General features: G+C 63.6%; 22 protein-coding genes. 5 read left to right on the forward strand and 17 right to left on the reverse strand.

Annotation, left to right across the window (positions count from 1 at the left end; all coding sequences use genetic code 11):
- Positions 1-9: 9 nt before the first annotated feature.
- The 15 genes from H2LOC_RS06275 to ccmA form a co-directional block, all read right to left on the reverse strand.
- Complete coding sequence (locus tag H2LOC_RS06275) at positions 10-624, reverse strand: copper chaperone PCu(A)C (protein WP_136495616.1); 615 nt, start codon at positions 622-624, stop codon at positions 10-12.
- A 223-nt stretch (positions 625-847) separates the two neighbouring features.
- On the reverse strand, positions 848-2,758 hold the full coding sequence (locus tag H2LOC_RS06280; RefSeq protein WP_136495617.1) for a CopD family protein: 1,911 nt from the start codon (positions 2,756-2,758) through the stop codon (positions 848-850).
- 151 nt (positions 2,759-2,909) lie between these two features.
- Complete coding sequence (locus H2LOC_RS06285) at positions 2,910-3,293, reverse strand: copper resistance CopC family protein (protein WP_136495618.1); 384 nt, start codon at positions 3,291-3,293, stop codon at positions 2,910-2,912.
- 42 nt (positions 3,294-3,335) lie between these two features.
- Positions 3,336-3,896, reverse strand: coding sequence for a hypothetical protein (locus H2LOC_RS06290; protein ID WP_246207022.1), 561 nt, complete (start codon positions 3,894-3,896; stop codon positions 3,336-3,338).
- A 566-nt stretch (positions 3,897-4,462) separates the two neighbouring features.
- Positions 4,463-5,722 (reverse strand): bacterial ammonia monooxygenase, subunit AmoB, encoded by a 1,260-nt coding sequence (gene amoB / locus H2LOC_RS06295; protein ID WP_136495620.1) that lies wholly within the window; start codon positions 5,720-5,722, stop codon positions 4,463-4,465.
- A 182-nt stretch (positions 5,723-5,904) separates the two neighbouring features.
- Entirely contained in the window at positions 5,905-6,663 is a 759-nt protein-coding gene (gene amoA, locus H2LOC_RS06300) for a bacterial ammonia monooxygenase, subunit AmoA (RefSeq protein ID WP_136495621.1), read from the reverse strand.
- A gap of 238 nt (positions 6,664-6,901) precedes the next feature.
- Complete coding sequence (amoC, locus tag H2LOC_RS06305) at positions 6,902-7,669, reverse strand: bacterial ammonia monooxygenase, subunit AmoC (protein WP_136495622.1); 768 nt, start codon at positions 7,667-7,669, stop codon at positions 6,902-6,904.
- Between the two features lie 849 nt (positions 7,670-8,518).
- Positions 8,519-9,922, reverse strand: coding sequence for an acid phosphatase (gene acpA, locus H2LOC_RS06310; protein ID WP_136495623.1), 1,404 nt, complete (start codon positions 9,920-9,922; stop codon positions 8,519-8,521).
- 149 nt (positions 9,923-10,071) lie between these two features.
- A complete protein-coding gene (locus H2LOC_RS06315) occupies positions 10,072-11,112 on the reverse strand; it encodes a cytochrome-c peroxidase (RefSeq protein WP_136495624.1) in 1,041 nt (346 codons plus the stop codon).
- 219 nt (positions 11,113-11,331) lie between these two features.
- A complete protein-coding gene (locus H2LOC_RS06320; protein ID WP_246207024.1) occupies positions 11,332-12,567 on the reverse strand; it encodes a glycosyltransferase family 87 protein in 1,236 nt (411 codons plus the stop codon).
- 91 nt (positions 12,568-12,658) lie between these two features.
- Complete coding sequence (olsB, locus tag H2LOC_RS06325; protein ID WP_136495625.1) at positions 12,659-13,570, reverse strand: l-ornithine N(alpha)-acyltransferase; 912 nt, start codon at positions 13,568-13,570, stop codon at positions 12,659-12,661.
- Between the two features lie 97 nt (positions 13,571-13,667).
- The gene (locus H2LOC_RS06330; protein ID WP_136495626.1) at positions 13,668-15,404 is read right to left on the reverse strand and encodes an ATP-binding protein; all 1,737 of its coding nucleotides are present in this window, start codon (positions 15,402-15,404) and stop codon (positions 13,668-13,670) included.
- 132 nt (positions 15,405-15,536) lie between these two features.
- Entirely contained in the window at positions 15,537-17,075 is a 1,539-nt protein-coding gene (locus tag H2LOC_RS06335; protein WP_136495627.1) for a YifB family Mg chelatase-like AAA ATPase, read from the reverse strand.
- Positions 17,076-17,187: 112 nt separating this feature from the next.
- A complete protein-coding gene (gene ccmB / locus H2LOC_RS06340) occupies positions 17,188-17,853 on the reverse strand; it encodes a heme exporter protein CcmB (protein ID WP_136495628.1) in 666 nt (221 codons plus the stop codon).
- Positions 17,850-18,506, reverse strand: a complete 657-nt coding sequence (gene ccmA, locus H2LOC_RS06345) for a heme ABC exporter ATP-binding protein CcmA (protein ID WP_136495629.1) — start codon at positions 18,504-18,506, stop codon at positions 17,850-17,852. The genes ccmB and ccmA overlap by 4 nt, the downstream gene beginning before the upstream one ends.
- A 146-nt stretch (positions 18,507-18,652) precedes the next feature.
- On the opposite strand from ccmA, the gene H2LOC_RS06350 reads away from it, so the two are divergent.
- The 3 genes from H2LOC_RS06350 to H2LOC_RS06360 all read left to right on the forward strand — a co-directional run bounded on the left by H2LOC_RS06350 (position 18,653) and on the right by H2LOC_RS06360 (position 20,386).
- Positions 18,653-19,207, forward strand: coding sequence for a hypothetical protein (locus H2LOC_RS06350; protein ID WP_136495630.1), 555 nt, complete (start codon positions 18,653-18,655; stop codon positions 19,205-19,207).
- 15 nt (positions 19,208-19,222) lie between these two features.
- Complete coding sequence (locus H2LOC_RS06355; protein ID WP_136495631.1) at positions 19,223-19,987, forward strand: AAA family ATPase; 765 nt, start codon at positions 19,223-19,225, stop codon at positions 19,985-19,987.
- Positions 19,988-20,155: 168 nt separating this feature from the next.
- Positions 20,156-20,386: a hypothetical protein gene (locus H2LOC_RS06360; RefSeq protein ID WP_136495632.1), complete on the forward strand. Its 231-nt coding sequence runs from the start codon at positions 20,156-20,158 to the stop codon at positions 20,384-20,386.
- 91 nt (positions 20,387-20,477) lie between these two features.
- On the opposite strand, the gene H2LOC_RS06365 is transcribed toward H2LOC_RS06360, so the two are convergent.
- Positions 20,478-21,146, reverse strand: coding sequence for an aminotransferase class IV family protein (locus tag H2LOC_RS06365; RefSeq protein WP_136495633.1), 669 nt, complete (start codon positions 21,144-21,146; stop codon positions 20,478-20,480).
- Positions 21,110-22,285 carry an aminodeoxychorismate synthase component I gene (locus H2LOC_RS06370; RefSeq protein ID WP_136495634.1) on the reverse strand — a complete coding sequence of 392 codons (1,176 nt, stop codon included), beginning with the start codon at positions 22,283-22,285 and terminating at the stop codon, positions 21,110-21,112. The genes H2LOC_RS06365 and H2LOC_RS06370 overlap by 37 nt, the downstream gene beginning before the upstream one ends.
- 165 nt (positions 22,286-22,450) lie before the next feature.
- Here H2LOC_RS06370 and H2LOC_RS06375 point away from each other — a divergent pair, with 165 nt between their 5' ends.
- Together H2LOC_RS06375 and H2LOC_RS06380 are read left to right on the forward strand one after the other, a co-directional pair.
- Entirely contained in the window at positions 22,451-23,275 is an 825-nt protein-coding gene (locus H2LOC_RS06375; protein ID WP_136497010.1) for a TIGR00282 family metallophosphoesterase, read from the forward strand.
- Positions 23,276-23,345: 70 nt separating this feature from the next.
- Positions 23,346-23,579, forward strand: a complete 234-nt coding sequence (locus tag H2LOC_RS06380; RefSeq protein WP_136495635.1) for a hypothetical protein — start codon at positions 23,346-23,348, stop codon at positions 23,577-23,579.
- Positions 23,580-23,666: the final 87 nt, after the last annotated feature.

The following is a 23,666-nucleotide window of genomic DNA, read 5'->3' on the forward strand; positions in this document are numbered from 1 at the left end:
CGCGAAATTTTATTGCTTGGCGGCAGGCGCAGCGTCGTGATGATGGTCATGATCGCCATGGTCGTGATGATCATGGTCATGCCCACTGGCGGCCGGCCCCGCTGTGTCCTTGTTGTGGGCCTTCTCCCAGCGGGCCTGCGCTTCAGCGTCATGGGCGTGCAGAGCGTCGGGAGCCTCGATGGCGGCGTCGATCACCACCTCGCCGGCTTTTTCGAAGACGAGAGTCATCTCGAGCCCCCAGCCGACCTCGATATGCTTTTTGAAATCGGTGAGCAGGACATAGGCGCCGCCCGGAGCGAGCGTGGTCGATTGCTTCGGCGGGAGGATCACGCCGGTCGCGGCGCCGTCCTGCCGCGCGTCGGGTTGGAACTCGATCTTGCCGAATTTCTCGGCCTTGATCCCGATGAGCCGGTCGGGGGCGTCTCCATTGTTGTGGATGAAGGCGTAGAAATAGGCCTTGTTGTCGCCGTCGGCGGGGGCCCGAACCCAGGGATGCTCCACGATGAGCTTGCCGATTTCATATTCATGCGCGCTCGCAGGCGAAGGCCCGACAAGGCTCGCCGCCGCTGCGCCGCCCAGCAGGGCGCAGCCCGACAACAACAAATCACGCCGCTTGATCATCATTGTTTCCTCCCTCTTGCCGCCGGCTAACCCGCCGGCTTGAGCCCTTTGCAGACGAATGCGTCCCGACACGTTCTGGTCACGAGAGTCTGCCGATTTTTGCGAATGCGCTCCAGAGCAAAATCCGAAAAAGTTGATAGACTTTTTCGATGAGATTTTGCTCCAGCTTCCTGAATCTGGAGCGATTTCTTATCGACCAGACGATTCCGTCCGGTCGGAAAGCGCTCTAGTGCGAGTGCAGGCTGATCACCACGATAGGCTCCTTAGCCATCAGCGCAACCTGCGATTTAAGCCGCCCGACGCTTCCGTCGTACTCCGCGAAATGTCTGAAACGCGCCCGAACATAGCCCGATCGGTCAATCAGGAAATGAGCTTCGCCGATTTCCTTCGACGCCGTTTCGTTGGGATAGCGATTGATCACCGAATATGCGCTCTCGACCGCCATCGGATGCACAGGCTTGCGGGCCTCGACGTTTCCGGGGCAGTCGCCCTGATAGACGGTCACCTGATTTGCGCCCGCCGCCATGGCCGCCTCATGCGCGAGTTCGAGACTCTTCTCCAGTTCCTTCTCATCGGCTTCGGGCGCATTGCAGCGCGCGAAGGACAACAGGGTCGGAACGCCGCGCAGATTGACCAGCGAGGTTATCTTGTCCTCGGGGTCGACAAGGGCGAAGTCAGGCGCGATCAGCCATTGAATCATGCCGCTGGGACCGATGAAACGCGACTGGTTCGAACTGGACAGGATGAGGAGGAAGTTGATGACGTCCCAGCGATCGTCGACGTCGAGGGCGTCCTTGAAGCTCGGCATCACCCCGCTTTGCCCGCCGAAGGAGAGCCAGTGGAAAATGTCTCCGATGGTGTGGGTGCCGACATGGGGCGCGGTCAGATCGGCCGGGGGAACCTTGAGGCTCTTGGCCATCTCGCCGTTGCCTTCGCCGCCGACCCCGTGGCATCCAATGCAGTTCTCGGAGAAATGCTTCTGGCCTCGCGCAATCGACTCCGCGGTGAAGTCGACCGTAGGATCATTATAAGTGTCGGTGTAAGCCTCGGTCGAAAAAGAAGCGGCTATGGCGAGAATGCCTACGACGAGCGTCGCCGGCGACGCATAACGCCGCCATGCCCTCGTCTTCGGCCAAATCCACAACACGCCCGCCAGCGCCGCGAGGATTACGCCGACGACCGCATACCAGAAGGGCGCGCTGTTGGTCGGAACCTTCAGGCCCCAATATCCCCAGGTCGCAGCCCAGGACAGACGGAACGGAAGCGGCCAGTAGAGATCGGTCTCGTGCGAGGCCGGCGTGCTGACCGAGATATAGCCGGCGATGAAAAGCAGGCCGACCGCCGCGACCGCTTCCGCTCCGCCGACGCGGCCGTACCAATCGAAATCGAACGCGCCCGCCGGCCTGCGATTGAGATAAAGCGCCAGAGCGAGCGCCGCCAGCATCGCGGCGCTGAAAAGCGCCAGCTTCACTGTCAACCAACGTCCATAGGGCGTCGCCAACAGATTGGCGAAGCTGCCCACGTTCTCCCACGCCATCACCAAGCCGCTGGCCAGAACCAGAAGGATGGCTACCTTGGCGATCTGAGACCAGCGCTCGGCCAGTTTGGCGGCCACGTCCGGCGATTTTTGCCGCCCCGTGAACATCCACCAGACGAGGCCGAGAAGCCCCCCGATCCAGGTCAGGCCGGCGAAGGTGTGCAGGAAAAAGCTCGCCTGAGTGAACAGGGTGAAACTGTCGTCGATCGCATGTCCCGTCACCGAAGTGACGGATAGAACCAGTCCCCCGGCGGCAAGCGCGGCGTAATCGAGCCACGTCGCATTCAGGAAGAGACGCAAGATCGAAAGAGCGGCGAAAGCCAGCGCAATGGCCTGGGTGACGACCCAGGCTTTTCCGACCACGGTGGAAAAACAGAAAGTGAGCAGCGTGTCGTAATCGACCGGACGGTCTGCCGGGATAATGGCGCGCGCAATCGCAGCGATAAGGAAGAAGCCGAGGACCGCCCGCACCGATGCGAACAAGGCGACGATCTTCTTGAAGCGGCCGCCGTCTTCCCCGATGAGGCGCGGCAGAAGCAGCAATCCCACCGCGAGAGCCGCCGGCAGGCTCTCGAAGAAGCGAAGAAACGCCAGTTGCATTGTAGGGAACTTCCGTGTTTGACGCTCTTAGACGGAAAACCCGGGCCCTTGCGCATTCGGGCCGCCGATGGCTCCGCCCCTTCATATCCGCAGCGGCGCAGCGCCGCGGCCGAGCGGAAGCCGATACCGGCTTCCGAGGCCTGCCGCGAGCTTATTTCCCGTCGACGGTAAAGTCGTAATTGCCCTCGACGATATGGCCGTCGGTCGAAAGCACGCGATACCTCACGATATAGCGCCCGGGAGCGAGTTCAGGCGCGTCGAGAGTGAGTTCGCGCGGGCTCTCCGGCTTGCCTACCGCGCCCTGGGCCAGCACTTTTCCATCCGGCGTCTCGATCGTCAGCTTCGAATAGGCGGGCTCTACGCCGCCGCCGAACTTCAGCCTCACGGACTTGGGCGCGGCGACGTGGTCTTTCGAGGACGGATTGGCGTCCACCAGGAACGAATGCGCCAGCGCAGGTCCCGAAACGAACAGCAATCCGAGCATCGCCGTCGCCGTCGCCCTGCTCAATGAAAAGCCTTTGCGCTTGTCGAGCATGTTCCAACTCCCTTCGAGCTTTATTGTTTGTCTGGACGGAATTTACGCGCTGGCCTGTTTCGCCGCAGGACGCCGACCCGGATGGCTGTGCTTCCAGTAGACGAGAACCACAAGACCGATGAGCACCGCGCCCAGAACATAAGACACATATTGCCAGAGCGTCTCGCCGACCGAGAACTTGAACATCTGGGTTTCTTTCTCGCCATTGTCCTTGGTAAGCGTCACCAGTCCAATGTAATGCCCGTTGTTCTTGTACTCGTGCTCGAAGCTGAAGGTGCCCTTCTTGTATTGCTGCGCCGGGAAATGCACCTCGGTGAGCGGCTCGAGATCGGAGTTGACGTTCACGGGAGTCAGAGGATCGCGAATGATCCGGATTTCGATCGGCAGATCCCGGAAATGCGGGTTCTCGATGTCGAACACCATGATCACCTTGCCGGTGGCGGGTATCTCCTCGCAATATTCGCTGCGCGATTTTCCGGGCAGGTACGACGTGATGTGGATCATGTCGTAGCCGAACATCACCATGCACATATTGCCCATGGTCATCGCTTCCGGACCGGCGCCCCCTTCGGCCCTGGCGGCGGGACTGGCGACGACGAACATCAAGGCTCCGAGAACTGCTGCCCAAACCCCACGCCATTTCATCTTGTGCGCTTCCCTTATCGTTTTCTCGGGCCGCCCCGAAAAGCCTCGTTCCACGATGGAAACCTGCCCGACTTGGCCCCGTTTTGCAAGGAGTCTCAAATTACTCTCGCCCAAAACCAATACAGTTTCGAGAAAAAAGCGAAAGCGTCCTTTGCGACTTTTGGACGCGCGACGAAGGAGCCTCTGGCCAACGCCCGCCGGGCCGGCCACGGAGGGCTCACATTCCGGCGATGGAGGTTCGGGCCGCCGAAACCAACCGAGCGATGGGAAGATCGTAGATCCACGCCGTGCAGCGCGCTCCTCGAACCCTCAGGCTCGCTTGTTCTGCAAGCTCAGGATGTCGCGCAGATCGAGCGCCGGGAACCAAGCAAAGCGAAGAATGGGCGACTTGGCCGATGACGCCGCGCGCCGGGCCGCGACGCCGCTCGCGCTGAAACATCGTCAAAATCTGATCCCCCGGAAAAAAGCGACCGGCCGGATTTTGGTCCGGCCGGCGCAATCATCAGACTAGGCTGACTGTTCTATCAGGGCATGTCGCCCGCGACGAACTTCGGAATGACCGGTCCGCCGATTTCAGCCGCGAAGCGCTTTCCGCTCGGGGTGAAGAAGAAGAACAGGCCGCCGACCTGAGAGTCGGTGTCGTAGGCCAGATCCGACAGGCGCTCGATGTCCCAACGGGCGTCCTGGATCTTCACCACGATTTCCTTCGTCTCGCCGGGGGCGATCGGAGTCGCGTCAACCGACAGGCCACGATCGGCCAGCAGGTAGTCGGGGAACTCGGGCTTGGTCGTGAACACGTCGGGGTTCAGGAAGCGCAGGCCGGCCGCGGTGTATTCGCCGAGACGGATCGGCTCCGAAGCGCCGTTGGTCACCTTGACGTTCACGGTCAGTTCGCGGCCCGGAACCTTGTAGACGCCGCCCTGGAGCTCGGCCTTGACCTGCTCTTTGCCGACGCCGGCGGTTCCTTCGGTCACGATCGGGGTCAGCGGCTTCTGCAGACCAGCCTGGAGCGGGATGGTGCGCGGGAAGGTGCTGTTGGTCACGGCGTAGCCGACGATCGTCGCCAGGATCGTGAGAGCCAGAGCGATCGCGCCGATGCGGCGGTCTTCGTCGGTCACGGCTTCGTCAGCCTTGCCTTCGGCGACACGCAGATAGGACGCGATGATGCCCTTGCGGACGAACCAGAAGAAGATCCAGCCCGCGCCGACAGCCAGCCACGGCAGGTGCCACGCGTAAACGCGGTCGATGCCGTAGTGCTCGAGGTCGACAGTGGTGCCGTCGAGGAGCGTCACCGGATCGGTGAAGTCCTTCATGTCGCCCTTGATCTCGATCCACTGGCCCGGTCCGATGATCGGTCCGCCGCCTTCGACGTTGATCTGAGCGTGAACGTGCCAACGGCCCGCGCGACGACCCTTCAGGTTGAGCGAGAACGCATAGTCGTTGCCCGGAACCAGCGACACCGAGCGAGGAGCGAACTGCTCGCCGATGAACTGAGCCGTGCGCACCAGAACCGGACCGGGTTCGCCGGCGTTCAGGAACGAAACGCGCGGGTTCGCCACGGCCTGCGGCCAAGCCGAGAACACGTGCACCTTGCCCGAAAGCACCATCTCTTCGTTGACGTTGACCGTCGTCTTCGACCACTGAACGTCATACCAGTTCAGCGTGCGCATACGAAGGAACGCCTGCTGCGACTTCTCGCCGTGAGCCGACGCAGGAGCGATCGCTCCGAGCGTCGCGACGACGGCCGCCGCGCCAACCGCGGCAAGCTTCACCAGGTTTCTCATATACAAACCTCCCAGTTTCTCTTAGCGGCCCAGGCCGGTGATCAAACCGCGCCGGTTCCGCGCCTCGTCTCTTTTCTCGGGAGCGGCCATACCCTTGCGGGATGATGAAGGCCGCCCCTCTTCTTCTTGTCGCTAGCTTGTGGACGGGAGCCGCATCGGCGCCTCCCCTCCGGAGAGACTGCTTAGATCTTCTCGATCTTGGCGGTCGTCGAATACCAGCGGCCCATGAACCACCACAGGAAGTAGACCATCATCGAGACGAAGCCCGAGAAGAAGGCCGCAACCGGAACGACGTCCTTACCGAAGGTGCGCAGCGTGCCGCGCTCGACCATGCGGATGTATTCCGGCATCGAGGTGCGCACGAAGTGGAAGCCGATCAGATCCGCGAGGGTCATCAGCTGGCCGTGCTGCTCGGTGGCCTGGTGGAACGCCGCAATCGCCGGCCAGTTGTTCGGGTAGAACAGCAGGCCCCAGCCCAGCGAGCCCACGATCGCCGTGATCACGTAGCTGCCCGAGAGGAGCAGGATCACGTCGAGCCAGATCGCCGGAACCATCAGAGCGGACGGGAACACCAGGGAGATCGGGAAGTAGGTCCAGCCCCAGAAGTTCACGTAGCGGTTGATCCACTCGCCGATCAGAAGGCCCAGAACCGCGAAGGTCGCGCCGAACGGAAGGCGGAAGTTCACCCAGAAGAACGCCTGAGAAGCGGCCGCGAAGGTCACGCCCAGGATCGGAACCACGGTCGGCCACATACGACGGTCTTTCCAGTCGACCCAGAAGTCCCAGTCGCCCGCCGTCAGCATGAAGTGGACGTGGTAGCCGCCGAGAACGGCGAAAAACAGCAGTGTCAGAAGCAACCAGTCGGTGGTTTGAACGCATCCCGCCGCTTCGGCGACGGAATGGAACGGTCCGACCGCCCCCCCGCTCTTCGATGTCGACATATTTTTTCTCCTTGGTGTCTCAATAAGTCCCGGCTTCTCTTGCGCCGGATTTTCTGCTACCTTCCGAGACCGCCCTCATTGCCCTATCCCCGCAGGGAGAGGGCCGGCTCTCCAGACATAGTTCGAGCGTCTCGCGAAAGCGTCGCGCCCAAATCGTCCCTGTGTTGCCGTTTGTCTTTGAGTGGACCCGGAAAGCGCGGGCCGCCGCTTTGCGACGCGCGGCCCGCTTTCTCTCACATCACGCCAGCAGCGCGACGCCTTCCTTGCCGACCAGCGCATGAATGCGGGCCAGGATCTGCAGAACCACGCCGAACACGCCGAGCGCCATCCAGCCGAAGAACACGAAGCCCCAGTGCAGCGGAGCGACGAACAGCTCTTCCATGAACCAGAAGGTGTGGCCCCACTCGTTCAGGCCGACGTTCGGGATGATCATGAACGGGCCGATGGCGACGATCAGGAACGCCAGCGAGTAGCCATGAGCAAAATACGGAATGCGGGTCTTCGCATAGAAGAACGCGCCAACCGCGATGATCGAGTAGATCGGGTAGCTCATGTAGAATTCGATGATGTGCGACGGCGTGAAGTCCGTGTCGCGAATCACCGTCATGTGCCAGGTGCCGTCCTGCTCGGTGAAGAACGAAGCGCCCCAGTAGATGGCGACGCCGTAAACGGTCAGCCACTGAACCAGAACGACGAGGCGGCGCATCTCTTCGCGCGGCGAAACCGCGTCGACGTTGCGGTCGCGGGTCTTCCACAGATAGCCGGCGAGGCCGAGGCCCGAAACCAGCTCGAGCGGAATTTCCGTCCACAGGATCGACAGCCAGTAGGTCTGGAACTCCGGAGCGAAGGAGTCCAGGCCGGCGCGCCAGCCGAAGATCTGCTCGTAAATGCGGACGATCAGATAGAAGGTGTTCAGAACGGCGAGGCCGATCCACATCCCCTTCAGATCGACGACTGTATCTGTGCCAGCAGCTGCGCCCGCAGCTGTCTCGGTGGTCGAACTCATGCTTTATCCTCCTAAGTGCTCCCAGGGATTTGCGCGCGATCGGTTACGCTCCGCCTCCCAGAACGGAACTCGTTCGTCCTCTTTTTTAAGTTCGCTTGGGGCGCTCCCGGCGCCCAACCGCCCTTTATCTCTCCCGCGGCTTGCGAAACGGGCCTGCGCCCCTCCCCGCCGCTGTTGTTTTTTATCGGACGAACACCGATGTCGCCGCCTAAGACGGAAGCCGCGTTCGGTCCGAAAGGACCGCCAGAGACCCCGCTTAGCGTGGCGTAACAATTTATGTTCGCGACCCTAAAAACAATACTCGGGTGGGTAGCTGGGGACAATCTATTGAAGAGGTCTATTGACCTATTCGGGTAGGTCATATCCCACCCTAATCCTGAGACACGGACATCATCGAGCCGCCCGACCGCTCCCGACGAAAAAATGATACATACATATTATCAATGCATTGCATCAAACCTATCCGCCCGACTCCGGTTCTCCCGGCTCCTTCCGACGGCCTACCCGCAAGGCTGCGACATCCTGTGCTGCAACGCACCATACAGGCGGCGCCGGCCTTCGCTCAGAACTTGAGACCGAAACCCCGGCTTCAGCCGCCCGAACCCCGCTAAGCCCCTATCCCTCAACGCCGTCCAAAAAACGCGCGCTGCAGGATATTGGGCGAGCGAGACCTGCTCCGCCTTCTTCGAATTTTTCTAAAAAACCGCCCCGCTGGAGGTTATTCTTCTTCCACCCAGGGCTCCACCCCGCCCAGATCCGCTCCCGCCGCCGCTGAGACAGGCCTCGCCGCCTCTTGCCGGAGATGGCGCAGGAGCATTGCGGATCTTTCTGTCGCGGGCGCGGAGCGCTTTACGGCTCCAGGGCGTTGCGCAGGTCGGCGGCGGAAGCGTCTCGCGTTCCCAGCGGCGCGAGATCGTAGCGCCGCTCCAGTGTGCGCAGGATCGACGTGGTGTCGTAGACGGTATGGTCGACATAGCCCTTCCTGGCGAAGGGCGAGATGACGAGGGTCGGCACGCGCACGCCGGGGCCGAAGCGATCGATCGCGGGCGGCGCCACATGATCCCAGTAACCGCCGTTCTCATCCGCTGTGACGACGATCAGCATGTCCGACCAGTTCGGGCTCCTGCGCAGCCTTTCGACAATTCTGGAGATTTCGTCATCCCCGGCCCCGACCGTGGAATAGAGGGAATGGCCGTCCCGGTCGGCGATCGGCTTGTAGAAAGACACCTGAGGCAGCGCGCCGGCGTCTGCGGCGGCGAGGAATTCCGCAGCGTCCTTGAGATGCTCCGCGCGCCCGGGCGAGCCCGGCCCATAATTCTCAAAATAGAGGAACGGCGCATGATGGGTCAGAAATCCGGCCCCCGAGATTCCGGGCTCGCGAACGCCCGCCTGGACGTCGGCCCAGCCGCCGGCGTACCACGCCCAGGACACGCCTTTCCGGGTGAGCCTGTCTCCGATGGTCGGCATCTTCTGGGGCGGCAGCAATTCGGCGGAGGCTTTTGACGGCTTCGGCCCGACCTGCAATTGGGGCAGCAGGGTGCCGTAGGCGTAATAATCGGGCGTCACCCTGCCGGAATGAGCCCATCGAGGCGGTCCCTGGAGCGGATCGGCCGGCGAATCCACGGCGCGCACGAGCCGCGTTCCCGACTCGTCGACCTTCGCGATGAAATTTGCGGGAGCGTCGGGAAAGAGCGGCGCGCATGCGCAAACGAGAAAAAAATGGTTGATGAAGGAGCCGCCGAAGGCCGCATGGAAAAAATGATCGGCCAGGACGAATTCCTGCGCCAGCTTCCATTGCTTCAGACGCGAGGCGTCATAATAGCCCATCACGAGGCCGCCGGCGTTCGAGGCCTCGACGAAACGGTCCATCTTACCGCCGTCGATCTGCTCCTGCTCGACATAGAAATCGTGAACGGGGTCGTCGGTCGCCTGAGAGTCGACGCCGATGTAAGGCTCCAGTGCGAAGGGCCGGTTCTCGAGCCCCGCCGGAATGCGCTTGTCCCTGGGCGATCCGGGAAGAGTTTTCAGTGGCGCCCCCTTCATGTCGACCTGGGGGAAATGCGCCTTGGCGGCGTTGAGCCCGTCCGCGCCCGGGAAAAGCCCGAAAATATGATCGAAGCTTCGGTTCTCGGTATAGATCACCACGAAATGGCCGATCTTCGCGAAAGGGTCGCGATCTTCCGCGCCGGTCTGAGCCACGGAGCAGAGCAAACCGGAGACCGCCAGCGCGGCGGCGAGCTTGGTCGATTTCATTGAAACCATTCCTGCGCCAGGGAAATGAAAAACTTCGGCGTCGCATTGTTCCAGGGCGTGAAACGACGGGCCCTGACAAAAAGATGAAGCGCGCCCCGCCATGAGCGGGACGCGCGGGCAATTTTGCGATCAGAGCGCAGACTGCGCGATCAATATTGCGGGTGCGGCGTGTCCTTGGTGCGCGCGGGGAGGACCGGATAGTCCACCTTCGGCTGGTCGCCGGTCAGCGTGTTGAGGAAGGCCACGATCGCAGCGGTGTCCTCCGCCGGAAGGGTCTCGCCGAGCTGGGTCTTCGCCATAACGGTGACGGCCTCCTCGAGCGTCCAGACCTTGCCGGAATGGAAGTAGGGAGCCCGCAAGGCCACGTTGCGCAGGGGAGCGACGCGGAAAGCGTAATCGTCGGCGCTGCTCTTGGTGACGGCGCTGCGGCCCTTGTCCGCGGCCGGACGGATCTCTTCGTCGGGCTTTTCCGATACGCCGAAGGGGAAGTAGCCAGAGCCGCCCACATTGGCGCCGCTGTGGCAACCCGCGCAGCCCTTGTCCATGAACAGGCGCAGGCCCTTCTTCTCCTGGTCGTTGAGCGCGGTCGCATCGCCCTTCAGGAATTTATCGAAGCGCGAATTCGGGGTGACGAGGGTCGATTCGAAAGCCTCGATCGCCTTGGCCATATTGTCGAACGACACCGGAGCGACGTCGCCCGGGAAGGCCTTCTGGAACTCACCGACATAGCCCGGGATGCTCTTGAGCGTGGCTTCGACGGCCGCCGGGGTGTTGGCCATTTCGACGCCGGCCTGAACGGGCCCCTTGGCCTGGGCCTTCAGATCCTCCGCGCGGCCATCCCAGAACTGGGCGCCGTTGAACACGGAGTTCAACACGCTGGGAGCGCGGCGCGGGCCTTTCTGCCAGGCATGGCCAACCGAGGTCGGGCCGGCGTCGACGCCGCCGGTGGAAAGATTGTGGCAGGTGGCGCAGCTGATGAGCTGGCTCTTCGAAAGCCGGGGATCGAAGAACAGCTTGTGTCCGAGCTCCACTTTCGCGGGCGTGATCTCGTTGTTCTTGACCTGCTTGGCGACAGCCGCGGGATCGATGGGCTGAAACACCGCCGCGGCGTCCTGCCTCAAATCGCCGGCGGACGCTGAAAGCGGGAACAGGATTATCGCGCTCAGCGAGGCGATCCATGACCTTGACATTGTTGCTCCTCCTTGGGTGGGCTCAGATTTTTTTGTCTTTGCGCCTGCGGAAACGCGAGTTTCGAGGGGAGTCCGTATCACAAGGCGCGGCGGCGGCAAAGCCAAGCACGCGTTCGGTCGGTCCCCAGCAGGCCCTGTAGGCCATAGGATTATTACGGCAGCAAGAATATAGCCGTACGCAACACCACGATGGAAGCAGGCTTGCGCAGGGCGCTCCGATCAGGCCGACGCGCCGGCGAGGGAGGCCTCGTCCGCGCCGCCCTTGCGCGCCCGCAAGACGATCGAGGCGAACAACAATATGCAGGCGGAGACGCCGAAGGGAAACGAAACCGCGACGGCGAACGGCCGCGCCACGAAAGGCGCCATGAAAGCGACGGCGAGAATTGTTTTCTCGAACGGCGCAAATCCCTTTTCCCGTCCGTGAGCGGCCAGCAGGGCGAGAGCGGGCGCAAGCGCCATCATGTCGTAATCGAGACAATAAGGCGTCGTCAGAAGGGTCGCGGTGAGCGTCGCGGCGCTCTTCAGGCGAAAATCCGCGCTGGAGCGCCAAAGCCAGAACAGCGCCGCGATCGTCGCGGCAGTCGCCACGGCCTGAAGCGCATAGGCCGCGGCGACGTCGCCGCCCAGAAGACGCACGCCCGCGAACACGCTCTGGATTTTCGCAAAGCCGGCGGCGCCCTGCTCCACCGCGATTCTCCGGGTGAAGTCCAGGCTCTCGAAAAATGCGCTCCAGCTCCGCAGGCCGAACTCGGCAATGGTCGCACCGGTCATGACGGCGAGCGTCGCGGCGGCGGCGGCGAGCGCCCGCCAACGGCGATCGAGGACGAGAGCCAAGGGCAGAACAAGCGCCAAATGAGGCTTATAGGCCAGCAGCGCGAATAGGACTCCGGCGAGCGCTGGGCGCTTTTCCAGCGCCAGAAATCCGCCGCCGAGCAAGGCCGCCGTCAGAAAGCCGTTCTGACCGTGGCCGAGATTGACCAGCGTCGCCGGAAAAGCCAGCGCGGCGATGATTATCTGTCCGGGATTCAGCGCGAAACGCCGCGCGATCGCCGCCATGACCAGAAGATAGAGCGTGAGGGTCGAAAGCTGCCACAGGAAAAGCGCGGGAAGATAGGGCAGATGCGCCAGCAAGGCCGCCGGCGCCAGAAAATAGGGCGGATAGTGCCAGCCATATACGGCGCTGTCGGCCCCGAACTCCGCTCGCTGTTCCGCGATGTGGCGGGCGACGTCGAAGGGTTCGTCGGGATGGCCGCGAAGCGCCTCGTTTCCCGCGACCCACACCTGCGAAAAATCGGTGCCGAGCTGGTTGTGGTCCGGCCCCATGCGGCCGTGGCTCAGGGCCAGCATCGCGCATATGGAGGCGGCCGCGATCGCAAGCAGCAGAAGCGGATAGATGCGCATGCGCTCTGGAGTGAGCCAGCTTCCGCTCCTAGCCGCGTCCAGCATTTTTTCCATGAGCCCAACCGCCTGCGCTACCGAGGACGCCGGGACCGGGTCCCTATCGGGATCATAGAAAACGCGGGTTAACGGCTCGCCAACGCCTCGATCACGCCGCCTGTCTGGCCTTCTCGGCATGACCGCCGAAATGCTCGAGATAACGGGCGTCCATTTTCTCGACCGGCATCACCACGAAAACATCCACCGTGTTGAACTTGCGATCCACGACGGCGCCGTCGCCGAAGCGCGCGCCGATCCGCAGATAGCCCTTGATCAGAGGGGGCAGCGCCGCCAGCGCCCTGCGCTCGTCGACCGCTTCGCGCCCCAGCATTTCCATCGGAGTGCGGCGCGACTCGCGGGCGCGCACCTGCCACTCCCCCTCGGCCCGGGCGTGATAGGCGAGAAAACTCAACTGCGCGGCATGGGTGAAGGCGTTGGCGCCCTCGAAGCTCGCGCAGCCGATCAGCGCGTCGATGTCGTAATGCCGGATATAGGCCAGAATGCCGCGCCACAGCAGGTCGATCGTGCGTTTGCCGCGATAATCCGCTAGCACGCAGGAGCGCCCGAGCTCCAGGAACCGCTTGTGCGGATGGCGTTCGAGCAGGCTCGCGACCTCATATTCATCGGCCGAATAGAAGCCGCAGTTTTTCTCCAGCGCCACGTCGCTGCGCAACAACCGATAGGCGCCGACCACTTTCGGCTTGATCTTGCCGAACCGGTTGCGCGTGGAATGATCGATGACGATGAGGTGATCGCAAAATTTGTCGAAACGATCCGCGTCGCGGCGGGTGAGCTTGGTCTTTGCGTCGGCGACGGCGCCGCCCTCGCCAAAAAACACCTTGAATCGCAGCCGCTGCGCCTTGCGTATTTCTTTCCTTGTTGCGGCGAGCCGAACTTCCATGGCGCCGACCTGCGCAATCGACCCCTGCAGCGGGCTGCGCCGCTTTTTCGATTTCGGCTGGAAGGCGGGAAATGCGCCGGCGACGATGTTGCGTCCAGCGTTCAGATTTATGGCCCACATGGCTCGAGGTTCTCCGCACGGGCGCCGACGGATAGCCGACGCGACGGATAGATCACCTCGCGGCAAAGTTTTTGTGACGGAGCTTCGGTCGTCCTGATTACGACTTTCCGCGCATTTCGAATTTGGGAGGAGCGGCTTCTCGCAACGCTCGAATCGTATCGGCGAGCTTTGCGAATTCGACCGGCTTCGTCAGCGTCGCGTCGACGCCCGCGACCTTCGCCGCGCGCAAGTCCTCCTCGAGCGCGGTCGCGGTCAACGCGAGGATCGGCGTGCGGGGGGCCCCTGCCCGAGCCTCGGCGCGACGAATCCGCTTGGTCGCCTCCAGGCCGTCGAGTTCCGGCATGAAAAGATCCATGAGGATCACGCCGTAACGGGCTACGGCTCCCTCGATGGCCGCTGCGGCCAATTCCACCACGCGCGCGCCGTTTTCGGCGCGTGTGATCATGGCGCCGAGCGCATTGAGATGGCGGACCGCGATGAGGGCGTTGATGTCGTTGTCCTCCGCAAGCAGGACATGGAGCCCTGCAAGGCACGGCTCCGGCGCGGCGGGTCTCGGCGCCGCCCCCGGCGGCGTCGCATCCGCGAGTCGTTCGATCAACGAAGACGCCCGCACCGGCTTGACCAGCCAGCCGTCGAAATCGCCGAGCGCGGCCTCTCCGAAAGCGCGCCGCTCGAACGGGGAAAACAAAAGAAAGACCCGCGCCGCGCCGCCCGCGCGGGCTGCACGCGCCAAGGACTTGGTGGCCTCTTCTCCGAAGGCGCAGTCGACTATGGCGTCGTCATATCCATTCGCTTCGGAGCTGAGCAGCGTCATCGCCTCTTCCCTGGAGACGATGCGCGCGGACGCTCCGGCCTCGCACAAATATCGCGCGAGGAAAGGCGCCTCGAAACGGCTTTCGGAGACGATGAGAACGCGTCTCTGCTTCGGCAGCCGGCGCCGATTTTCACCCGGCTTTCCCGTCTCGGCGACGGCCGGCAGACGAAAGGCGAACACCGTTCCTCGCGGCGAGGTGGCGGCGATCTGCAGTTCGCCCCCCATACGCTCGACCAGCCGCCGGGAGATCGCCAGTCCGAGGCCCGTGCCGCCCTGGCTTCGCGTGGCGGAACCGTCGCCCTGTTCGAACTCCTCGAAGATGAGCTTGCGGGCCGAGGCTGGCACGCCGGGTCCGGTATCCTCCACCTCGAAGCGCAGGACATCCGGCGATTCGGCGACGACTCGAACCGCGACCCCGCCTTTTTCGGTGAAATTTACCGCATTGCCCACGAGATTTATCAAAACCTGCCGCAACCGGGCCTGATCGCCCAAAATGCGCTCCGGCGCATCGGCCGAAACGAAGCTGGAGATCTCCAGGTTCTTTCCGTGGGCCCGGGGAGCAAGCAGCTCGACCACGCTCTCGACGAGCTGCGTAAGGCCGAAGGGTTCGATTCGCAGCTCCAGCTTGCCCGCCTCGATTTTGGAAAAATCCAATATGTCGTCGATCAGCCGCGCCAGCGCGCGCGAGCAATCCCCGATCGCCTCGACATAGCTCGCCTGCTCGGCCTCCAGCTGCGTCATCGACAGCAATTGCGCCAGGCCGAGAATCCCGTTCAGGGGGGTGCGGATTTCATGGCTGACCGTGGCGAGAAAGCGGGACTTCGCCCGGCTCGCGGCTTCGGCCTTGTCGCGCGCCGCCGACGCCGCGCGCAGCTCCCATATCTCGTCGCGCAGGGTCTCGATTTCCGCCTCCATGGCGTGCCGGCGCTTGCGGAACGCGGATAAAGCCGCCCCGAGGCCTGCGGCCGCCAGGACGAGCCCAAAGACGAGAAGAGCGATCAGCAACGCGCTCGACGACATGACGCCATATCCCTGCGAGGAGAAACGGGTCTAGATCGACGCCGTTAAAAATTCGTCCGCGCGCTGCGGATCCGCGTCCCACGCGACCGCGGTTCGCCCAAGCGCCGTCCGCTCCCGGTCAGGATCGCTCGATTACGCGGCCCGCCGCATTCCCGTGAGGCCGGAGCGATAAGCGAGGGCCTCGGCGAGATGCGGGCGGGAAACCGCCTCGCTCGCTTCGAGATCGGCGATTGTGCGCGCGAGCTTGAGCACGCGGTGGAAGCCTCGCGCGGTGAGGCCGAAGCGCTCCGAGGCGTCTCTGATCAGGGCCGTTCCGCCGGCGTCGAGCCTTGCGACGCTCTCGATGACATTGGCCGGGGCGGCCGCGTTGGTCGTGACGTTCTCCCGCCCGAGGGAGGCGTAGCGCGCGCGCTGGATTTCCCGCGCCGCGGCGACCCGCGCCGCGACCTCCCGCGAGCCTTCCGCCGGAGGCGGCAGAACCAGATCGGCGGCGGTCACTGCGGCGACTTCGATCTGGAGATCGAAGCGGTCGAGCAGCGGTCCCGAAAGCCGCGCCTGATATTGGGCCGCGCAACGCTCGTTGGGCTGGCGCTTGCAGGCGAAGCCCGGATCGAGCGCATGGCCGCAGCGACAGGGGTTCATCGCGGCCACGAGCTGGAAGCGCGCCGGGTAGATCGCGCGGTGATTGGCGCGGACGATGGCCACCTCCCCGGTCTCCAGAGGCTGACGAAGACTGTCGAGCGCCTGGGTGTTGAACTCGGGCAGCTCGTCGAGGAACAGTACGCCGTTGTGGGCGAGCGATATTTCTCCGGGCCTCGCATGGGCGCCGCCGCCGACCAGGGCCGGCATGGAGGCGGAGTGGTGCGGCGCGCGGAAGGGACGTCGGTCGGTCAGCTCGCCGCCCGCGATCTGCCCTGCGACGGAGTGAATCATGGAGACTTCCAGCAGCTCCTGCGGCGTGAGCGGCGGCAGGATCGAGGGCAGCCTCGCCGCCAGCATGGATTTGCCGGCGCCGGGCGGGCCGTTCATCAGCAGATTGTGTCCGCCCGCCGCCGCGATCTCCAAGGCGCGCTTGGCGCTCTCCTGACCCTTCACGTCGGCGAGATCGGGCATGTCCAGCGCGGGCGGCCTCACCGCCGGCGTCGGCCTCGACAGGACTTGCGTTCCCTTGAAATGATTGACGAGCTGGACCAGCGACCGCGGCGCGATGACTTCCATATCCCCGGACGCCCAGGCGGCCTCCGGCCCGCAGGCGGCCGGGCAGATGAGGCCGTGATTGCGCATATTGGCGGCGACGGCGGCCGGCAGAACGCCCGCGACCGGGGTCAGGGTTCCGTCGAGCGCCAATTCCCCCAGAACCGTGAACCCTTCGAGCGCGTCGGCGGGAATGGCGCCGATCGCGGCCATCACGCCCAGCGCGATGGGCAGGTCGTAATGGCTTCCCTCTTTCGGCATGTCGGCGGGCGCGAGATTCACCGTGATCCGTTTTGCCGGCAGGGCGAGCCCGGCCGCGACGAGCGCCGCCCTCACCCGCTCGCGCGATTCGGCCACCGCTTTGTCGGCGAGCCCCACCAGAGTGAAAACGACATTGCCGTTGGCGATCTGCACCTGGACGTCGACGGGTTTGGCCTCGATCCCCTCGAAAGCGACGGTTGCGACCCTGACGACCATGACGCGCGCTCCAGCAAGCAAAGAAAAACAACGAAATCGGCGCATGAAACTTAGCCCGGGCAAAAGTCTCCCGCAAGAACAATATGCGAACAAACCCGATCCGAAGTCTTTCCTACAGCTGGCGCAGCGCGGCCGCCGCGGCGAAGGGGCAAAGCGCCAGCGCGACGAGGGTGATCGCGCCGAGAATGGCGAAGGGGGTGAGGAAGGGCACGGTTCCGCCCGCGGCGGCGTTGGCGGCGGAGACCCCGAAGATCAAAACCGGAATGGCGAGCGGCAAGACCAGAAGCGCCATCAGCAGCCCGCCGCGTCGCACGGTGACGGTGGCTGCGGCCCCGATGGAGCCGATCAGAGTCAGCGCCGGCGAGCCCACGGCGAGGCTCGCCACCACGCCCAGCAGGGCGGCGCCGTCCTGCTGCAGCATCAGGCCGAGCAAGGGCGCGGCGAGAACCAGCGGAAGCCCCGCGGTCGCCCAATGGGCCGCGCATTTGACCAGCACCGCAAGCTCCAGCGGAACCTGCGAAAGATGCAGGAGATCTAGCGAGCCGTCTTCGGCGTCGGCCTGGAACAGCCGGTCGAGGCCGAGCAGGCTGGCGAGCAGCGCTGAAATCCACAGCATGGCGGGCCCTATGCGGGCGAGCAGATTGGGATCAGGCCCCACCGCGAAAGGCGTGATGGCGACGAGGGTGAGGAAGAACGCCACGCCCATCGAGCCCGAACCGCCGATGCGCCGGGCGATGCGCAGCTCCCGAATGAAAAGCGCGCTCAGTTCCGAACTCATGACATGGCTCCCAGCGGCATGGAGCGCGCCTCCTCGATCCCCAGCGGCTCATGGGTCGCGGCGACGATGATTCCGCCGAGGGCGCAATGGTCCTGCATCGCCTTGGCGAAGCGCCGGCGCGAGGCGGCGTCGAGCGCGGTCATCGGCTCGTCCAGCAGCCACACCGGCCGATGGGCGACCAACAGGCGCGCCAGCGCGACGCGGCGCTTCTGGCCCGCCGACAATATGCCGACCGGCGCCTGCGCGACATGCGGCAGACCGACAGCCTCCAGCGCGGCGGAAGGCGAAAGGCTCTGAGCCGGATGGCCGGCGTCGAGATAGCGCGCCCAGAATTCCAGATTCTCCAGCACGGTCAAAGGCGCCTTCAGAGCGTCGGCATGGGCGAGATAATGAGCCTGCGCGGAAAACTCGGCTTCGCCCGCGCCTTCGAGGACGGCGGCTCCGGAAAGGAGCGGAAGCAGCCCCGCGAGCGCCCGCAGCAGGGTCGATTTGCCGACGCCGTTGCGGCCGGTCACGACCAGGGTTTCTCCGCCCGAAAGCGCAAAGGAAATGTCCCGCAGCACCGTCCGGCCGCCACGCTCGACACAGAGCCGCTCGACCTTCAGATGCAGGGGAGAATGGAAATCCGCGTGAGGTCTATGGAAGCCGGGCATGGCCAAGCCATAAAGGCTTGAAGTGAAATGCGCCAGTGGGGGCGATCAGACGAGTTGCGCTGCGACGCCGATCCATTTTATCTTTGGCGCGCGCCCAACATCCGCTCTCGCTCGTACGAGTGCTTCCAGAGGCCACGCGCGCTGCAATGAATCATCTGGCGGAACTCTGCTTCAACTGGGCGCAACAGTTCACGCAAACGGGGATTCGTGTCGCCTGCTCCGAACGTTTCGACCAAGACTATGGACAGTATTTATCGATCGAAATCGAACCGCCGTCCATTGAACAAATTATGGTCGAGATAATTGTTACTGAAGAATCCATCGGGTTTACCATAGAAAATTGGCGTCGACTGCACGCTAGAGCACATCAGATTACGCTGGACGAATACACCAATGAGACCCCCGATCGCGTTGGAGCATTTGTAGAGCCGGGTGTTGTGACGATATACAGATGCGCAGAAATTTTAGATGCTATCGCTTCCGGGCGTGCCGGTATTACAATCAATCTGTTCAGGGGTCGCATTACCAGCACCAAAGCCCTGATAAGACTAGACTGCGAGCTTATTTACCTGAATGGACCATCGCTCTGGACAGATACTATTCGTTGCATATTCGGGGGAGAAACACTTGATGTCAGTTACCTCGGATGGTCCGACAATGCGTTTTCCCTCGCTGAAAATATAAGAGGCGCGTTCTCATGATCCAAAGAGGGCTCCGTGCGGCGGCGGCGTGACATCGGGCTGAAAGCCCCCTACCTCAAGCGCATCTGGCTCGAACCCGAGCGCGTCGCCGACGAAAACGCCTATCCCTTCTGCCTCCCGCTGTTCCGCGGCAAGGATTTCGAACTCTTCTTCGACCGACCGGTGACGATCATCGTCGGCGAAAACGGAACCGGCAAATCGACGCTGCTGGAAGGAATCGCCGCCCTGGCGGGCTATGACGACGCCGGCGGCGGCAAGGGCTATATGCCGGTCGATCATTCTCGCGCCATAGAGAAGCAAGGCGGCAGGCTTGCGAACGCATTGCGCGCGAGCTGGTTGCCGAAAATCACTACCGGCTGGTTCTTCCGCGCCGAAAGCTTCTATGCGGTGGCGCGTTATCTGGACATCGCGGCGCTGGACGTGGGCGCCATGCCGCCGGACTTCCTGTCGCATTCGCACGGCGAGGGCTTTTTGCGTTTCTTCGAGGAGCGTTGTCAGCGACAAGGCATTTACATCTGGGACGAACCGGAATCGGCGCTGTCGCCCGAACGCCAGATCGCATTTCTCAAGCTCCTGCGCCGCATGGAGGATTCCGGCGTCTGCCAGGTGATCCTCGCGACCCATTCTCCCCTGCTGATGGCGCATAGAGGCGCGGCGCTGGTCGGCCTCAACGGCCGCGAACTCGCGCCCATCACTCTGCGAGAGACCTCCCATTTCAAGCTGCTCAAGGAATTCTGCGCCGATCCGGAGGGCTTTGTGGAGACGATGATTGAAATTTGAGGCCCGCGCCCGAGCTCCGAGAGCGTCTCTGCTCCCACCCTCGCGTAGGCGGGCGTTGGCAAGGATTCAGGAGAATGAAAAGCTCGCTGCACAGGCAAGGCCGCACATCTTTCCTTGCGCGGGTAGCATCCCCTTTCTTTTTGCATTCGGAAGTTCTAGATTTCTTGCATGACAAAGCTGCTCGACCGAGCTCTTGAGACCGTGCGTTCTCTTCCATTGGCCGCGCAGGACGAAATCGCCCGCGCCATGCTCGCGCTTGCAAAGACAGGCGAAGGCGAGCCAGAGGACATCGACCTTGGGCATCTAGCCGAGGTTCTCGAAGGGCTGGCGCAAGCCCAACAGCGTCAATTTGCTACCGATGCAGAGGTCGCCGCCGCCTTCGGTCGATTTGAGGCGTGAAGCTGCGATTCACGCCTCGTGCGGTAGAGAATATCGCTCGAATCGCCGACTACTTTCGGGAGCGGACGCATCCACTTCGGCTGGAAACGCTCTAATAGAGCCTTGCTCTCACCAGCCCGCGCACCGAATTGCCCATAAAGAAATCCGCGCCTTCGAAATCCGAAAGGCGCAGGACCGCCTCCTTCGCCCTGCCCTCGCGGAGCAGATTGGCGCGCAGCGTGCCCGGCAACAGGCCGCAGGAAAGCGGCGGGGTCAGCAGCTTCCCGCCCCGCTCCAGAAAGACATTGGCGCGGGCGCCCTCGCAAACCTCGTCGCGCTCGTTGAGGAACAAAACCTCGTCGGCGCCGGAGGCGGCGAGCTCGCTCTCGTAAAGCTCCCGCCGGGTGGTCTTGTGGCCCAGGAGCGGCTGGCCCGAATCGAATCGGGCCCTTGCTACGGCGACCCGCCAGACCGTCTGCGGCGGAACCGGCTCGATCGCGACAGCGCCGACCTCGAGCGCTCCGCCCTGCTGCAGCACGAGGCGGACGCGCAAGGCTTGGGGCGGAGTGGCGGCGCCTTGGGAGAAACCCTCGACAGCCGCGATCAGCGCGGCCAGGGCAGCGGCCCGATCAAACGAAAACCCGAGCCTGCGCGCGGAATCGCCGAGCCGCCCGAGATGCAGGTCGAGCAGGAAAAAGCCGTCGGATGGCGTCCAAAGGAGAGTCTCGATGAGGCCGAAACCGCTCACGCCCCCGTCAGGAACCGCGCCTTGATCAGACATTCGTCATACTCTTCGCGGGGCCTCGAATCCGCCACCACGGCCGAGCCGACGTTGCAGACGAGGCTGTGGTCGGGGAAAATGGTCAGTGTCCGGATCGCGACATTGAAGCTGATTTCGCCGTCGGGCGCGATGACGCCGAGCGAGCCGCAGTAGACGCCGCGGGGCGCGCATTCGAGATCGCGGATGATCTCCATCGCTCGTATTTTGGGCGCGCCGGTGACCGAGCCGCAGGGAAAAAGCCCGGTGAACAGGTCTTTGAGCGTCACGCCCTCGCGCAGCCGCGCCTCGATGCCGGAGGTCATCTGGTGGAGGGTCGGATAGGTGTGGACCGTAAAGAGATCCGCCACCTTGACCGAGCCGACCTCTGCGAGGCGCGAGAGATCATTGCGCAGCAGGTCGACGATCATCAGGTTTTCGGCCCGGGATTTCTCGTCCTCGGTGAGATATTTGGCCCGCGCCATGTCCTCGAGCGGCATGAAGCCGCGCTGCGCGGTGCCCTTCATCGGCCGGGCGCGGATGTCGCGGCCCCTGGCCTCGAAGAAAACTTCCGGCGAAAGCGAAACGACGGTTTCCTCGCCGAGCGCCACGACGCCGCCATAGGCGACCGGCTGACGCTTGCGGAGCCCGCGATAGAGCGCCATCGGATCCCCGTCGAAGCGGCCATAGAGCGGGAATGTCAGATTGATCTGATAGACATCGCCGGCGAAGATGTAATCGCGGCATTTCTGGAAGCGCTCGGCGTATTCCTCGCGGCTCCAGGCCGGCTGGAGCGCAATCTGCGCAGGCTCCTCCTCGCCGGCGGGCGGGACGTAGGGCTTCGGCGCTTTGAAGGCCCCGAACAGCAGCAGCGGCGTCGGCGAGGCAGGCGTCGCCTGAGCCCGGAACCTGGGCTCCAAGGCGTAGCCGAGTTCGTAGCTGGCGTAACCGGCGAGATGCAGTCCCCTCCGCGAGGCCGCCTCCATGCGCGAGAACGCTTCCGCGACCTCCGCTGCGCTGCGCGCGACGATGATCTCCTCGGGCGCGTCGAACAACAGGGAACGCCCCTCGTCGCGCCCGTCTTCAAACAGCACGAAAGGTCGATCGATCGAGGCGCCCGTATTTTGGGCGGAAGGGCCGGAGAGGCCTACGGCGTTAGTCATTTAAGGCGGCGCCCATATTTGCCTTTGGATTACAGCAGCTGCTTCACCTAAGGAATGACGCACCGATGAGCAATCCCCGGGCCGCAAAATTGCCCCGGAGGCCGCCGCGCGCTATGGGCTGGGATGAGTTCTGGAGAAGAGATGAGCCAAGAGACCGCCTCCCCCTTGCGCCTGCTGTTCATCGGCGATGTCGTCGGCCGCGCCGGCCGCGCCGCCGTGCAATCGCGCCTGCCGCGCCTGCGCGAGTCCTGGGCGCTGGATTTCGTCATCGTCAACGGCGAAAACGCCGCCGGCGGCTTCGGCATCACCGAGGCCATCTGCGAGGAAATGCTGCAGGCGGGAGCCGATTGCGTGACGCTCGGCAATCACGCCTTCGACCAGCGGGAAGCCCTGGTCTTCATCGAACGCCAGCCGCGCCTGTTGCGGCCGGTCAATTATCCGCCGGGCACGCCGGGACGCGGGGCCAATCTTTTCGCGGCCGCCCGCGGCCAGCAGGTGCTGGTCGTCAATGTCCAGGGCCGGGTGTTCATGGATCAGCTCGACGATCCCTTCGCCGCCATCGAGCGGGAGCTCGCCGCCTGCCCGCTCGGGGTCGCCTGCGACGCGGCGATGATCGACATGCACGCCGAAACCACCAGCGAAAAAATGGCGATGGCGCATTTCGTCGACGGCAAGGCTTCGCTCGTCGCCGGAACCCACACCCATGTCCCGACCGCCGACTGCCAGATCCTGCCCCACGGCGCCGGCTATATTTCGGACGCCGGCATGACCGGGGACTATGATTCCGTGATCGGCATGGACAAGGAGGAGCCGCTGCGGCGCTTCATCCGCAAGACGCCCGGCGCCCGCTACGAGCCGGCGCAGGGCGAAGCCACGCTCTGCGGCGTCGCTGTCGAGATCGGCGGATCTGGCCTCGCGCAGAAGATCGCGCCGGTGCGACTCGGCGGCAGGCTGTCCCAGGCCTGGCCCGAATTCTGGGGCGCGCCCTGAGCGGAGCGGCAGGAAAGGCTTCTCGCCGCGGATCGGAAAGGTCTATCTTTTGAGGAGAGCAGGAGCAGCCATGCCGGACGAAACCATTCACGACATCGAAGCCTTTTATCCATATGGATATAAGGGCCGCGAAATGATCGCCGTCTGCGCGCCTTTCCCCATGTCCGGGGAAGCTCCGGAAATCGTCGGCCGCCGCGTCGCCATTGGCGAGTCCGTCTATCGCGTCCTCAGCGTCGCCCGGCAGATCACCGGAAAAATCCACAAGGGCGAACCCATCGGCCTCGAGGTCGCGCTGGAGGGCTAAGAGTGTTTTCGAGCGAAGTGGATACCGGTTCGCGTGAAGAAAACACGATTAAATAAAGACTCTAAAGCGTTTCCAGCCGAAGTGGAC

Source organism: Methylocystis heyeri (genome assembly GCF_004802635.2).
Taxonomy (GTDB): Bacteria; Pseudomonadota; Alphaproteobacteria; order Rhizobiales; family Beijerinckiaceae; genus Methylocystis; species Methylocystis heyeri.

Bases quoted from the DNA above. Each gene is read 5' to 3' on its own strand.
- H2LOC_RS06275 (WP_136495616.1), bottom strand. From the start codon at position 624: ATGATGATCAAGCGGCGTGATTTGTTGTTGTCGGGCTGCGCCCTGCTG.
- H2LOC_RS06280 (WP_136495617.1), bottom strand. From the start codon at position 2,758: ATGCAACTGGCGTTTCTTCGCTTCTTCGAGAGCCTGCCGGCGGCTCTC.
- H2LOC_RS06285 (WP_136495618.1), bottom strand. From the start codon at position 3,293: ATGCTCGACAAGCGCAAAGGCTTTTCATTGAGCAGGGCGACGGCGACG.
- H2LOC_RS06290 (WP_246207022.1), bottom strand. From the start codon at position 3,896: ATGTTCGTCGTCGCCAGTCCCGCCGCCAGGGCCGAAGGGGGCGCCGGT.
- amoB (WP_136495620.1), bottom strand. From the start codon at position 5,722: ATGAGAAACCTGGTGAAGCTTGCCGCGGTTGGCGCGGCGGCCGTCGTC.
- amoA (WP_136495621.1), bottom strand. From the start codon at position 6,663: ATGTCGACATCGAAGAGCGGGGGGGCGGTCGGACCGTTCCATTCCGTC.
- amoC (WP_136495622.1), bottom strand. From the start codon at position 7,669: ATGAGTTCGACCACCGAGACAGCTGCGGGCGCAGCTGCTGGCACAGAT.
- acpA (WP_136495623.1), bottom strand. From the start codon at position 9,922: ATGAAATCGACCAAGCTCGCCGCCGCGCTGGCGGTCTCCGGTTTGCTC.
- H2LOC_RS06315 (WP_136495624.1), bottom strand. From the start codon at position 11,112: ATGTCAAGGTCATGGATCGCCTCGCTGAGCGCGATAATCCTGTTCCCG.
- H2LOC_RS06320 (WP_246207024.1), bottom strand. From the start codon at position 12,567: ATGGAAAAAATGCTGGACGCGGCTAGGAGCGGAAGCTGGCTCACTCCA.
- olsB (WP_136495625.1), bottom strand. From the start codon at position 13,570: ATGTGGGCCATAAATCTGAACGCTGGACGCAACATCGTCGCCGGCGCA.
- H2LOC_RS06330 (WP_136495626.1), bottom strand. From the start codon at position 15,404: ATGTCGTCGAGCGCGTTGCTGATCGCTCTTCTCGTCTTTGGGCTCGTC.
- H2LOC_RS06335 (WP_136495627.1), bottom strand. From the start codon at position 17,075: ATGGTCGTCAGGGTCGCAACCGTCGCTTTCGAGGGGATCGAGGCCAAA.
- ccmB (WP_136495628.1), bottom strand. From the start codon at position 17,853: ATGAGTTCGGAACTGAGCGCGCTTTTCATTCGGGAGCTGCGCATCGCC.
- ccmA (WP_136495629.1), bottom strand. From the start codon at position 18,506: ATGCCCGGCTTCCATAGACCTCACGCGGATTTCCATTCTCCCCTGCAT.
- H2LOC_RS06350 (WP_136495630.1), top strand. From the start codon at position 18,653: ATGAATCATCTGGCGGAACTCTGCTTCAACTGGGCGCAACAGTTCACG.
- H2LOC_RS06360 (WP_136495632.1), top strand. From the start codon at position 20,156: ATGACAAAGCTGCTCGACCGAGCTCTTGAGACCGTGCGTTCTCTTCCA.
- H2LOC_RS06365 (WP_136495633.1), bottom strand. From the start codon at position 21,146: ATGTCTGATCAAGGCGCGGTTCCTGACGGGGGCGTGAGCGGTTTCGGC.
- H2LOC_RS06370 (WP_136495634.1), bottom strand. From the start codon at position 22,285: ATGACTAACGCCGTAGGCCTCTCCGGCCCTTCCGCCCAAAATACGGGC.
- H2LOC_RS06380 (WP_136495635.1), top strand. From the start codon at position 23,346: ATGCCGGACGAAACCATTCACGACATCGAAGCCTTTTATCCATATGGA.